At 68.2% G+C, this 12,378-nt stretch carries 10 protein-coding genes; 5 read left to right on the forward strand and 5 right to left on the reverse strand.

Annotation, left to right across the window (positions count from 1 at the left end; translation table 11 throughout):
- The first annotated feature begins 42 nt into the window (after positions 1-42).
- From AC5RV3_RS01845 to AC5RV3_RS01855, 3 genes are all read left to right on the forward strand, one after another.
- On the forward strand, positions 43-2,862 hold the full coding sequence (locus AC5RV3_RS01845) for a DEAD/DEAH box helicase (protein ID WP_494120684.1): 2,820 nt from the start codon (positions 43-45) through the stop codon (positions 2,860-2,862).
- Positions 2,863-2,898: 36 nt separating this feature from the next.
- Complete coding sequence (locus AC5RV3_RS01850; protein ID WP_494120685.1) at positions 2,899-4,533, forward strand: amidohydrolase; 1,635 nt, start codon at positions 2,899-2,901, stop codon at positions 4,531-4,533.
- Positions 4,534-5,040: 507 nt separating this feature from the next.
- Positions 5,041-5,772: a polyprenol monophosphomannose synthase gene (locus AC5RV3_RS01855; protein WP_494111164.1), complete on the forward strand. Its 732-nt coding sequence runs from the start codon at positions 5,041-5,043 to the stop codon at positions 5,770-5,772.
- Positions 5,773-5,862: 90 nt separating this feature from the next.
- Here AC5RV3_RS01855 and AC5RV3_RS01860 read toward each other — a convergent pair whose 3' ends face one another.
- From AC5RV3_RS01860 to AC5RV3_RS01870, 3 genes are all read right to left on the reverse strand, one after another.
- The gene (locus tag AC5RV3_RS01860; protein ID WP_493987205.1) at positions 5,863-6,210 is read right to left on the reverse strand and encodes an RNA polymerase-binding protein RbpA; all 348 of its coding nucleotides are present in this window, start codon (positions 6,208-6,210) and stop codon (positions 5,863-5,865) included.
- Positions 6,211-6,482: 272 nt separating this feature from the next.
- The gene (locus AC5RV3_RS01865; RefSeq protein ID WP_494111165.1) at positions 6,483-7,415 is read right to left on the reverse strand and encodes an SPFH domain-containing protein; all 933 of its coding nucleotides are present in this window, start codon (positions 7,413-7,415) and stop codon (positions 6,483-6,485) included.
- A 61-nt stretch (positions 7,416-7,476) separates the two neighbouring features.
- Entirely contained in the window at positions 7,477-7,950 is a 474-nt protein-coding gene (locus AC5RV3_RS01870; RefSeq protein ID WP_494120686.1) for an NfeD family protein, read from the reverse strand.
- A gap of 267 nt (positions 7,951-8,217) precedes the next feature.
- On the opposite strand from AC5RV3_RS01870, the gene yczE reads away from it, so the two are divergent.
- Positions 8,218-8,862 carry a membrane protein YczE gene (gene yczE, locus AC5RV3_RS01875; protein WP_494120687.1) on the forward strand — a complete coding sequence of 215 codons (645 nt, stop codon included), beginning with the start codon at positions 8,218-8,220 and terminating at the stop codon, positions 8,860-8,862.
- On the opposite strand, the gene AC5RV3_RS01880 is transcribed toward yczE, so the two are convergent.
- Positions 8,859-9,770 carry a putative RNA methyltransferase gene (locus AC5RV3_RS01880; protein WP_494120688.1) on the reverse strand — a complete coding sequence of 304 codons (912 nt, stop codon included), beginning with the start codon at positions 9,768-9,770 and terminating at the stop codon, positions 8,859-8,861. The genes yczE and AC5RV3_RS01880 overlap by 4 nt on opposite strands.
- Before the next feature lie 609 nt (positions 9,771-10,379).
- Here AC5RV3_RS01880 and AC5RV3_RS01885 point away from each other — a divergent pair.
- Positions 10,380-11,705: an alpha/beta hydrolase family protein gene (locus AC5RV3_RS01885; protein ID WP_494120689.1), complete on the forward strand. Its 1,326-nt coding sequence runs from the start codon at positions 10,380-10,382 to the stop codon at positions 11,703-11,705.
- Positions 11,706-11,729: 24 nt separating this feature from the next.
- On the opposite strand, the gene AC5RV3_RS01890 is transcribed toward AC5RV3_RS01885, so the two are convergent.
- On the reverse strand, positions 11,730-12,362 hold the full coding sequence (locus AC5RV3_RS01890; protein WP_494120690.1) for a peptide deformylase: 633 nt from the start codon (positions 12,360-12,362) through the stop codon (positions 11,730-11,732).
- Positions 12,363-12,378 lie beyond the last annotated feature (16 nt).

The raw sequence follows: 12,378 nt of genomic DNA on the forward strand, positions 1-12,378 counted from the left end.
GCACCCATCGGGCGGGCGGGTTTAAGCGGATAGGCTTTTGATATGAGTTCCCCCTCCGAACGCTACCTGGCGGCCGCCGAACGGGTGGCCTTCTCCAAGACCAGGTTGTACTCGTTCAGCCAGACGCTCGGATTCGAACTCGACCCCTTCCAGCGCGAGGCGTGCGAGGCCTTGGAGCGCGGCCGCGGCGTCCTGGTGGCCGCACCCACCGGCGCCGGCAAGACCGTCGTCGGCGAGTTCGCCGTCTACATGGCCCTGCAGCGGGGACTGAAAGCGTTCTACACGACGCCGATCAAGGCCCTGAGCAACCAGAAGTACAACGAGCTGGTGGCAACCTATGGCGCCGAGCGGGTGGGGCTGCTGACCGGCGACACCTCGGTCAACCCGCACGCGGACGTGGTGGTGATGACCACCGAGGTCTTGCGGAACATGCTGTACGCCAATTCCGACACCCTGCTGGACCTGGCCTATGTGGTGATGGACGAAGTCCACTACCTGGCCGACCGGTTCCGCGGTGCCGTGTGGGAAGAGGTCATCATCCACCTGCCCGACGACGTGCAGCTGGTCTCGCTGTCTGCGACCGTCTCCAATGCGGAGGAGTTCGGCGCCTGGCTCGATACCGTCCGCGGCGACACCGACGTGGTGGTGTCCGAGCACCGTCCCGTTCCGCTGTGGCAGCACGTCATGGTCGGCTCGGACCTGTTCGACCTTTTCGCCGGCGACGTCGCCTTCGATGAGACCGCCAAGGAATCCGGCACCGGCAGCAGCCGCGCCTACGAAGTGAACCCCGAGCTGTTGAAGCTGGCATCTGCCGAGCACCGGCTCAACCGCAGCGCTAATTGGGGCCGTTCAGGCGGCCGGCGCGGGCGGCGCGCACCCGAACCCCCGCGGCAGGCGCTGACCCGGATCCGGCGCGCCAGCAGGCCGCAGGTCATCGCCAAGCTCGACAGCGAGGGACTGCTGCCGGCCATCACGTTCATCTTCTCCCGCAACGGCTGCGACGCCGCCGTCAAGCAGTGCCTGGAATCCGGGTTGCTGCTCACCACGGAGAAGGAACGCGCCGTCATCGTCCGCCGCGTGGACGAGGCAGTGCAGGACATTGCCGAAGAGGACCTGGACGTCCTGGGCTTTTGGACCTGGCGCGAAGGCCTGTCCCGCGGGTTTTCGGCCCACCACGCCGGCATGCTGCCGACGTTCAAGGAAGTGGTCGAAAAGCTCTTCGCCGACAACCTGGTCCGCGCCGTTTTCGCCACGGAGACGCTGGCGCTCGGCGTCAACATGCCGGCGCGGTCCGTGGTGCTGGAGAAACTGGACAAGTTCAACGGCGAGGCACACGTCGACATCACGGCGGGGGAGTACACGCAGCTCACCGGCCGCGCGGGCAGGCGCGGCATCGACGTCGAGGGCCACGCCGTGGTGCTCTGGCAGCCCGGCACCGACCCGGGAGCCGTCGCGGGCCTGGCGTCGCGGCGGACGTATCCGCTGAACTCCAGTTTCCGGCCCACCTACAACATGAGCATCAACCTGATCGCGCAGTTCGGCCGCGGCCCGGCCCGCGAGATTTTGGAAACCTCGTTCGCCCAGTTCCAGGCCGACCGCTCCGTCGTGGGCCTGGCCAAGCAGGTGCGCAACCGGGAAGAATCGCTGGCCGGCTACGAGAAGGCCATGAGCTGCCATCTGGGCGACTTCAACGAATACGCGCGCCTGCGCCGGGACCTGAACGAGGCCGAGAAACGCGCCTCCCGCACCCAGTCCCGGCACCTTCGCTCGGCGGCGGCATCGTCCCTGGACCGCCTGCGCCGCGGCGACATCATTGATATCTCGGCCGGCCGGAACCTCGGCTATGCCGTGGTGCTGGACCGGGACGAATCCGCCCGCGAGCCTCGCCCCACTGTGCTGACCCAGGAAAAGCACATCCGCCGCATCTCCGTGGACGACTTCCAGGGCCCGGTGGAGGTACTCTCGACCATCCGGATCCCCAAGACGTTCAACGCGCGCAGCCCCAAGGAACGCCGCGACCTGGCGTCCTCGCTGCGCAATGCCCTGCACGACAAGCGTCCGCCGCGGCGGGGGAGCGAGCACCGTGACTTCATCGTCCCCGGCGGGACACAGGCCGAGCGGCAGATCAACGACCTGCGCCGCAAACTCAAGGCCCACCCCTGCCACGGCTGCAGCGACCGGGAAGACCATGCCCGCTGGGCCGAGCGCTGGTGGAACCTCCGCAAGGAAACCGACCAGCTGGTGACGCAGATCCAGGGCCGCACGAACACCATAGCCAAGACCTTCGACCGGGTCTGCCAGGTGCTCGACAGCTATGGCTACCTGGAGACCGGCGGCGACGGCGTCGCCATCAGCCCCGCCGGCGAACGGCTCCGGCGGATCTACGGCGACCGCGACCTGCTGGTGGCGCTGTGCCTGGAGCAGGACGCCTTCGATGGGCTGACCGCCGCGGAACTGGCGGCCTTCGTGTCCTGCCTCGTGTACCAGGCCAAGCGGGAAGAGGCCGGCATCCGGCCCAAGATGCCCTCGTCCGCCATGGAAGCGTCAGTCATGATCGCCGTCCGTGAGTGGTCACAGCTGACCGATCTTGAGGAACAGCACCGGCTGCCGCTCACCGGCGAGCCGGAGCTGGGACTGGCCTGGCCGATGTACAAGTGGGCCAGCGGCCGGTCCCTGCAAACCGCCCTCAAGGGCACGGATCTGGCGGCCGGCGACTTTGTCCGGTGGGCCAAGCAGGTGATCGATCTGCTGGACCAGCTGATCAAAGTACCCGCCCTCGATCCCCAGCTCGCGGCCCGCGGCAGGCAAGCCATCGGCTTGGTCCGCCGCGGCGTCGTCGCCTACGCGGCCGTGGCCGAATAGCGCGGCCCCGCGCACCACCATGTTGAAAGGATTTCCATGAGCGACTCTGTCCTGCCCGCCGCCACGGGCCTCACGCTGTACCGCAATGGCAGCGTCTACAGCGCGGCCGACCCGTACGCCACGGCGATGCTCGTCGACGGCGGCACCGTGGCCTGGATCGGCTCGGAGCATGCCGCCACGTCCATCGCCGACAGCAGCATGCAGGTCGTCGACCTCGATGGCCGCCTGGTGGCGCCCGGCTTCGTGGACTCGCACGCCCACGTGACGCAGACGGGGCTCGCGCTGTCCTCGCTCAACCTGACCGGCTGCGCATCGCTGGTGGAACTGCTCGACGCCGTTGCCGCCGCCGCACGGCAGGACGGCGGCCCCGTCGTCGGTCACGGCTGGGACGAAACCCGCTGGCCCGAGAACCGCGCTCCCTCCGCCGCCGAGCTGGACCGCGCGACGGGCGGAGCGGATGTCTTCCTGACGCGGGTGGATGTCCATTCCGCGGCCGTCTCGGCTGCGCTGGCATCCCGTCTGTCGCTCTCGGAGTTGCCGGGCTGGTCGGGCTCCGGAACGGCCAGCGGGCCGGCCCTCGAACGGGTCCGGGCAGCCGTGCAGACCCCTGCGGCCGGCCGGCGTGAAGACCTCCAGCGCCTGGCCCTGCAGCACGCAGCATCCCGCGGTTACGTCGCCCTGGCGGAAATGGCCGCCCCGCAACTGGGGCCCGCCGATGACCTGCTGGGGCTGCTGGCGCTCGGCGATGCCGAGCCTGGACCCAGGATCCTGCCGTACTGGGGCGAGCTGATGACCTCCGCCGAACAGGTCAGGGAAACGGTGCGCTTCTTCTCCGGACGCCTGCGGGGGCTGGCCGGGGACCTGACCATGGACGGGTCCATCGGATCGCATTCGGCGGCCATCAGCGTCGGCTATGCAGACCTCCCCGGGGCACACGGGACGCTCTATCTCGACACCGAGGCTGCCGCGCGGCATGTGGAAGTGACAGCGGAGCAGGGCATCCAAGCGGGCTTCCACGTGATTGGCGACGCAGGGCTGCTGCGGGCGCTCGACGCCCTGGACCTGGCCGCCGAACGGATCGGGCATGCCGCGGTGCGTTCGGCCCGCCCGCGCCTCGAACATGTGGAGATGGTGCCGGAGGGGGCACTGGAGCGGCTGCTTCAACACGGGGTCACCGCCAGCATGCAACCCCTCTTCGACGCCTATTGGGGCGGAGCGGAAGGCATGTACGCCACCCGGCTCGGCGCCGAGGCCGCACTCGCCATGAACGCAGTGGGAACATTGCAGACTGCGGGCGTTCCGGTCGCGATCGGCTCCGACTCCCCGGTTACGGAACAAAGCCCGTGGGCCGCCGTGAAAGCGTGCCTGGAGCACCACAACCGGTCTGAGCAGATCTCCGCCCGGGCAGCGTTCCTGGCGCACACCAGGGCCGGTTGGCGGGCCGCAGGGGAACGAAATCCCATGGAGGGCCAGTTGGCTCCGGGAACTCCCGCGACGTTCGCCGTCTGGGACGCGGACGAACTCTCCATCCAGACCCCCGACTCGCGGGTGTCGGCCTGGAGCACCGACGCACGTGCCGGAACGCCCATGCTGCCTTCCCTCAACAGCGATAGGTTGCCGGAGTGTGTCCGCACGGTGATAAATGGAATAACCATTTTCGATGCGTTCTGAGGCCGGCCCCGTCCGGGCGGAGGCCCGAAAATCTGAACGAAATGCTTGATTTCGGCAACTTTCGGCCGCCGGGAGCCCCGCTCTGACGTGCAGGTATGGACAAAACCGCAGGTCAGAGCGGTATTGACACATCCCTCAGAGCCAGTAGGCTGAACTCTCAATGGGCCGGTATTTCTTCGCGGATTCCGGTCCGTGCCGGGGAGAGAGGCTGCAGGCGGCACCTGCCTGAGTGCAGTTGCGCCCGTTGTCCCTTGACGAACCGGCACTTTCCAGGGTAGGTCCGCACGTCAGTAGAAAACATGTCTGCGTTCCCCCACAGGTTTGCTTTCGTGGCCCGAAGGCGTGCGGACCTACCCTTCCTTTCACCTGACGCCGCGCGGAGGGTTTGCCCGCCGGCCGCCCGTTCAAACTCATGGCCTATACTGGACCGTCGATGCGGAAGCCCCCGGGGTATCTCCTGCACGAGGAAATCTGCGGTTTGCAGCACAACGTTCGAAAGGCCACTGAGTGCGGGTCGTCACCATCATCCCGACGTATAACGAGATTGAGTCCCTCCCGAAGACAGTAGCCCGCCTCCGCTCCGCCGTACCCGGCTCGGACATTCTGGTTGTCGACGACAATTCCCCGGACGGCACCGGAACCTTGGCCGACCGAATGGCGGCCGACGACTCCGCCATCCACGTCCTCCACCGCGAGGGGAAAGCGGGTCTGGGCGCCGCCTACATCGCCGGCTTCCGCTGGGGGCTTGACGCCGGGTACGACGTCCTGGTGGAGATGGACGCCGATGGCTCCCACCAGCCTGAGGAACTGACCCGGTTACTGGGCGCACTCAATGACGGCGCGGATATGGTCAAGGGCTCGCGCTGGATTCCCGGCGGGAAAGTGGTCAACTGGCCCCTCCACCGCAAGGCCATTTCCTTGGGCGGCAGCCTGTACTCCCGCCTCATGCTCGGCGTGGCCATCCGGGACATCACCGGCGGTTTCAACGCCTTCAAGGCCGGGACCCTGCGCACCATCGACCTGGACAGCGTGGAATCGGTCGGCTACTGCTTCCAGATCGACCTCACGTGGCAGACCCTGAAGGCAGGCCTGGCGGTCCGCGAAGTGCCGATCACCTTCGTCGAACGCGAATACGGCGACTCGAAAATGAGCGGCGGCATCGTGCTGGAGTCCATCGCGCTGGTCACCAAGTGGGGGATCGCCGACAAGTGGCGGAAACTCCGCGCCCGGAAACGCTGACCGGCCCGACCGCACACAGGCCCTACCGCACAAAGAGAGGGAGCGCGCCCTGGCGGGTGCGCTCCCTCTCTTGACGGATACAGTCGGACTCTAGGCCGTGCGCCGTTCGCCGCGGCGTTCGCGCAGCTTGGTCAGGCGGTCCTCGAGGATCTGTTCGAGCTCCTCAACGCTGCGGCGTTCCAGCAGCATGTCCCAGTGGGTGCGCACCGGCTTGGCGTTCGGGTCTACGGGCCTTTCCCCGTTGACCAGGAGTGCTTCCTTGCCCGACTTCGAAACCCATACCGGGGGGATCTCTGCTTCTGCGGCAAAGGTCACGAACACCTGCTCGCCGTCCTCGCAACGGTATTCAACGCGCTGGCGCGGAGCCGGCTCGACGCCGGATTCAGTCTCCATGCTCTGCGCTCCGAGGCGCATACCCCGCAGGCTACGATCGCTCATGATCTCTCCCTCTTGTCTTGTGGCGGACCGGCGGATCGACCGCGTCCGCAATGGCTCGCTAACATTCTCAACGTCGGCGGACGGCCGTCTGTTCCCGGCCGTGATGATAACGCCAATCCTGCCAGCGTCAAGGATGGTTGTAGGCGGCAACTTCCCGGCAAACCACCTATTATAGTCCGGGCCGCGGTTCCGGGTAAACCGAAGCCGGGAGCGCGGAGCATCCACAATGGGCGGACGCTTCGGACTCCCGGCCCGTGCTTGCCGCTGCGGCCTCAGCCGCGGGGTTCGCCGACGGTAGTTGAGACCGGCGCGGTCTCGCTGTCCGGCGTAGCCGTTCCCAGCACGCTGCCAATGCTCTTGAGCGCTTCACCGACCTCGCTGGGGATGATCCAGAGCTTGTTCGACTCGCCCTCGGCGATCTTGGGCAGCGTCTGCAGGTACTGGTAGGCCAGCAGCTTCTGCGTGGGGTTGCCCTTGTGGATGGCGTCGAACACCTTCTGGATTGCCTGGGCCTCGCCGTCGGCACGCAGGATCGCCGCCTTGGCGTCGCCTTCGGCCGCGAGGATGGCCGCCTGGCGCTGGCCTTCTGCGGTCAGGATTTGGGACTGTTTGGTGCCTTCGGCGGTCAGGATCGCCGCCCGGCGGTCACGCTCGGCCCGCATCTGCTTTTCCATTGAGTCCTGGATGGAATGGGGCGGATCGATCGCCTTGAGCTCCACTCGGGAGACGCGAATGCCCCAGCGTCCGGTTGCTTCGTCGAGGACGCCGCGGAGCTGGCCGTTGATCTGGTCGCGTGAGGTCAGCGCCTCTTCCAGGTTCAGGCCGCCCACCACGTTGCGCAGCGTGGTGGTGGTCAATTGCTCGACCGCCTGGATGTAGTTGGCGATCTCATAGGTCGCGGCGCGGGCATCGGTCACCTGGAAGTAGACGACGGTGTCGATGGAGACCACCAGGTTGTCCTCGGTGATGACCGGCTGCGGCGGAAAGGACACGACCTGTTCGCGCAGATCCAGCAGCGGCAGCAACCGGTCCACGAAGGGGATCAGGATGGTCAATCCGGGGTTCAGCGTGCGCTGGTACTTGCCCAGCCGTTCCACGACGCCTGCCCGTGCCTGCGGGATGATCCGCACGGCGCGGACCAGCACGATCACGACGAAGATGATCAGGACCAGCAGCACGATCCAGATTCCGATATTGCTATCCATAGTTCCCCTCTAAGAGTGGTGTCGGTGGCTCACGGTGCCGGCACGGTTCCCGGCCCGGGTCTTACTGGGCCGGCAGCGGCCCGTCTGCGCGCTGCGGGGTCACGACGGCGGTTGCACCCTCGATCCGGGCCACCGAAACGCGCTGGCCGGGCGGAATGGCCGACCCATCCGCCGACCGGGCGGACCAGGTGTCGCCGCCGATCTTCACCACGCCGGAATGGTCGGTGACGGATTCGAGGGTCATTGCCGATTCGCCGATCAGCCGGTCCACGTTGGTGGCCAGGTCCCGCGGTCCGCTGCGGAGATGCCGCAGCGCTACCGGTCGGACGAAAAGCACCATCAGCAGCGCGACCACGCAGAAGATGACCACCTGCATCCAGAACGGCAGGCCGAGCAGTGCCCCGAACAGGGCCACGAGTGCACCGGAGGACATCATGATGAAGAACAGGTCCAGCGTCATCATTTCGACGATGGCCAGGATCAGGAACACGGCCAGCCAGAGTACCCAGCTGTTGGCGACGAGCCATTCGATCATCAGTACCCCCTGATGTTGGAGCAGCCGCCGTCTCCCGAGCCTGCCTCGTGCACGCATGCATCAAACCGCGGGCTGCTGGTGCCCTTAATACCTCCATCATGCCCGACGACGGCGCGTGGCGGAGTGAAATCCGCCACTTCCGGGCGGTCGGGAGCGTTTCGTGGCCAAGTTGTGACCAGAAAGGTCCTCCGGCGGGCCCCAGGGCATTGCTGGATAGGATGATCCAGTGCTGAACACCGCGCCCCGCCGCGCCCCCTGGAACCGGACATGCGAACCCTGCTGACCAGCGATCGGCTCTCCCTGCGGACGCTGCGGCTGTTTGCCGGCCTCTTCGCCTACGGGATCGCCATCGCGCTCATGGTCAGGGCCAATCTTGGCTCCGCCCCGTGGGATGTGCTGAGCCAGGGCATCGCCAGGGCCACGGGCATCAGCTTCGGCTGGGCCACGGTGGCGATCAGCGCGGCCGTGCTGCTGTTGTGGATCCCGCTGCGGCAAAAGCCGGGCGCGGGAACGATCGCGAACGCCATCCTCGTCGGCTTTTTCGCGGACTTCGGGCTGCTGCTCATTCCGCTCTGGGATCACCTGGCCGCGCAGGTTCTCTCCTTCGGTGCCGGCCTGGTCCTGCTGGCGGCGGCCAGCGCGTTGTATATCGGGGCAGGCCTCGGTCCCGGTCCCCGGGACGGCTTGATGACCGGCCTGCATGCGGCCACCGGTTGGCAGGTCTGGATCGTCCGCACCGGGATCGAAGCAGGTGCGACCCTGGCCGGGTGGCTGCTCGGCGGCGTCGTGGGTATGGGCACGCTGGTGTTCGTCCTGGCCATCGGACCCTTGATCCAGCTGTTCCTGAAGTGGATGTTCGTCGACCTGAATCCGGCCGTGCGCAAGCAAACGCCGGCCACCCCGCACGGCTAGCGGGCGGGGCGCACGGGCTGCCCGCCGCGGCCGCGGCGCCGGTACGTGCCCACGGTGAAACGCGCGGTGACCCGGAGCGGGCCCCCGGCATCCCCAACGGCCGCGCGCACGGCGTCGGCATCGGTGTGGTGGGCGTTGGGCCCCATCATGACCAGCCGCACGATGTCCTCCGTGCCCAACTGAAGCGGCACCTGCAGCGGATCGGCCGCCAGCTCCTCGAATTCGTCGCCCAACGCCGCACCCAGCCGGTCCGCCTTGTCGGTATCGACGGCCAGCAGCGGGACCACCTCGCGCAGCTCGGCCAGGTGCCCCGGCGCGGCGGTGGCGACCACTAGGTGTCCGTTCGGCTTCAGCACCCGCGCGAATTCGGCCGGGTTGCGGGGGGCAAAGACGTTGAGGATCAGGTCCACGGTCCCGGCCGCCAGCGGCAGCGGCTTCCAGAGGTCCCAGACCAGGCACAAGGCATCCGGTAGCAGCCGGGCCGCGCGCCGGAGGGCGAACTTGGACAGGTCCAGCGCCACGGCCCGCCCGTCGGCCAGTCCCGTCAGGACGGCTCCGAGGTAGTATCCGGTACCGGCGCCGGCATCCAGCACCACGGGACCGGGGGAGCCGGGGGAACCGGGCTGGAGGGCGCGGACCGTCCGGGACAGCTGCTCCGCCAAGGGGGCGTAGTGGCCGGCGCCCAGGAACGCATCCCGCGCGGCGACCATCTCGGCAGTGTCCGGAATGAACCGTGTGCCGCGCCCGGTGAGCATATTGACGTAACCCTGCCGGGCGCCGTCGTACTGGTGGCCTTCCGTGCAGCGGAGCCCCTCGGCAGGGGACTGCCCCGCGGCCACCAGACCTTCCCCGCAGACCGGGCAGAGGAGCAGCGGAATCAGGTCCAGGAAGTGCGGGGCGGAGGGCATGTTCCATCCTAGGCAGAGCCGTGCCGCGCTCGACCGATTGGCTCCGGCCTGCTGGTGAGACTAGGCTCACAGGCGTGCGATCTGAAGACATTGCTTTATTAAATTCCGTGTCCGCCCCCACGCTCCATCCGGACGGCGGCCGCGCCGCGGTATCGGCCACGCATCCCGACTTTTCGTCGGACAGCTACGTGGGGCAACTGTGGGAGGTCCCGCTGGACAGCGGCGGCGCCGCGCCGCGCCGCCTCACGCGCGGTTTCAGGGACACCGCGCCCGCCTACTCGCCCGACGGGCTCTCCCTAGCGTTCCTGCGGGCCGTCGGGCCGGGGGAACGGGCGCAACTGATGGTGGTGGACAGCCGGGGCGGGGAGCCAGTCGCCGTCACCGACCAAAAACTCGGTGTCTCCTCCTTCGTCTGGTCCCCGGACTCACGCCGCCTGGTCTTCGCGGCCCGGGTCCCCGCCGACGGGCGCTACGGCACGACGGACGGCGTCGGTCCCGGCGCCGAGGACGCCCGGCTGGTCACCGGCTACAAGTACCGGCGTCACGCTCTACTTCACCGCCGCCCTCCACGAGGGAGCCGACGAGGACCTGCGCCGGGATGTGTACGCTATGGAGCCCGAGGCCGCCGCCGGCGGCCCGCGGCTGATGTCCAACCTTTCGGGCCCGCTCCTGGCCGCCGCGTCGCCGCAGCCCAGCGCCGACGGCAGCTGGCTGTTCTATCTGGGCAGCCTGATCGGCGGCGGGAGGGACTTCGTCGCCCAAAATGCCGCGCTGTACGCGGCTCCGGTCTCCGCCCCCCACGAGGCGCGTCGCCTGACCGATCCGGAAGCGATGGACCTGGCCGACGGCAAGCTGGTGACCGCCGGTCCGGATGTGGTGCTGGCCCTGAACCGGCACCGCGGCGCCGTGCAGCTGGTGGAGGTCTCGGCAACCGGCAGCATGGCGGTCCTGGTCGACGGGCCGCTGAACGCATCGGCGGCCGCCCGGGCGGCGGGCCGCACCGTTCTCAGTTTCTCCGACGCGTCGACCGCCGGCGACCTGGGGCTCGTGGCCGGCGGCGGACTTACCCGCCTGACGGACTTCTCCGCGGCGCTGCGGGACTCCGGCATCATCCAGCCGCGGGAAGAGACGTTCGCTTCGGCGGACGGGTACCCGGTGCACGGCTGGGTGCTGCTGCCTGAAGGCCAGGGGCCGCATCCCGTGCTGCTGAACATCCACGGCGGGCCGTTCGCGCAGTACGGCTGGGAGCTATTCGACGAGGCACAGGTCTATGCCGAGGCCGGCTACGCCGTCGTCATGTGCAACCCGCGGGGTTCCGCCGGCTACGGGCAGGCCCATGGCCGCGCCGTCAAGGGCGCCATGGGAACCCTCGCCATGGCCGATGTCCTGGCGTTCCTAGAGGGTTCCATCGACAAATACGCCCAGCTGGACGGTGAGCGGCAGGGCATCATGGGCGGATCCTACGGCGGCTACCTGACCGCCTGGACGGTGTCCCGGGACCACCGGTTCACGGCGGCGATCGTGGAGCGGGGCTACCTGGATCCGCCGTCGTTCGTGGGCTCCTCGGACATCGGCTGGTTCTTCTCCGACGAATACACCGGCACGGATCCGGAGCAGGTCCGCGGCCAGAACCCGTTCGCCCAGCTGGATTCCGTCCGCACGCCGGTGTTCGTCGTCCACTCCGAAGACGACCTCCGCTGCCCGCTGGAACAGGCCCAGCGCTACTACGTGGGCCTCAAGCAGCGCGGCGTCCCCACGCAATTGCTGATCTTCCCCGGGGAGAACCATGAGCTGTCCCGCACCGGCACGCCGTGGCACCGGAAGCAGCGCTTCGACGAGATCCTGCGCTGGTGGGCGGCCCACCTTCCCACGGCACGGAACCACGACGGCGAACCCGCCGCAGCCGCAGCGCCGGACGCCGCAGCCCGGGCGTAGTCCGGCTGCCGGCCCGGTGTCGGCCTAAAAGGCCAGGCAGGCGCGTGCCCGGTCAATGGTCGGCTGCGCCCAGTACCGGGTGTACTCGTCATTGCCGCACAGGGACCGGGGATGCATCTTGTCCACATAGATCGTGCCGGAGAGGTGATCGGTTTCGTGCTGCACGATTCTGGCCTGCCAGCCCGAAAACGTCTCGCGTGCCCGGCCGCCGTCGGGCCGTTCGAAGTCGAGGTCGACGCTGCGGGACCGCTCCACCACTGCCTGGTAGCCCGTGAAGGACAGGCACCCCTCATAGAACGCGGCTGTCTCGTCCCCGCGGGCACGGTAGGACGGATTGATGATGGCGAAGTAGGGGAGCGGGGCCCGTTCCCGGGTTGCGGCCACCTCGGGCGCCGCTTCGTACGTATCCTCGAGGACCGCTATGCGCAGCGGGATGCCGATCTGCGGCGCCGCCAGTCCGACGCCGGGCGCTGCGTGCATGGTCCGGCGCAGGAGCGCCAGCAGGGCGTTCAGCTCCGTGTCGTCCAATTGCCCGTCGAACGTCGCGGCGGGCTGCCTCAGCACGGGCTCGCCCACCTGCAGGATCGGGGCAGGGCCGCCGGAGGCGGCCAGCGAATGGACCAGATCGCGCAGGTGTTCTGCAGAGTAATCAGTCACAGCTGCCAGTGTAGGG

The sequence above is a fragment of the Arthrobacter sp. Y3221114 genome, assembly GCF_059092625.1.

What these genes read in the sequence shown, in the direction of transcription:
- AC5RV3_RS01845 (WP_494120684.1), top strand. Translation starts at nt 43, where the DNA reads ATGAGTTCCCCCTCCGAACGCTACCTGGCGGCCGCCGAACGGGTGGCC.
- AC5RV3_RS01850 (WP_494120685.1), top strand. Translation starts at nt 2,899, where the DNA reads ATGAGCGACTCTGTCCTGCCCGCCGCCACGGGCCTCACGCTGTACCGC.
- AC5RV3_RS01860 (WP_493987205.1), bottom strand. Translation starts at nt 6,210, where the DNA reads ATGAGCGATCGTAGCCTGCGGGGTATGCGCCTCGGAGCGCAGAGCATG.
- AC5RV3_RS01865 (WP_494111165.1), bottom strand. Translation starts at nt 7,415, where the DNA reads ATGGATAGCAATATCGGAATCTGGATCGTGCTGCTGGTCCTGATCATC.
- AC5RV3_RS01870 (WP_494120686.1), bottom strand. Translation starts at nt 7,950, where the DNA reads ATGATCGAATGGCTCGTCGCCAACAGCTGGGTACTCTGGCTGGCCGTG.
- yczE (WP_494120687.1), top strand. Translation starts at nt 8,218, where the DNA reads ATGCGAACCCTGCTGACCAGCGATCGGCTCTCCCTGCGGACGCTGCGG.
- AC5RV3_RS01880 (WP_494120688.1), bottom strand. Translation starts at nt 9,770, where the DNA reads ATGCCCTCCGCCCCGCACTTCCTGGACCTGATTCCGCTGCTCCTCTGC.
- AC5RV3_RS01885 (WP_494120689.1), top strand. Translation starts at nt 10,380, where the DNA reads ATGGAGCCCGAGGCCGCCGCCGGCGGCCCGCGGCTGATGTCCAACCTT.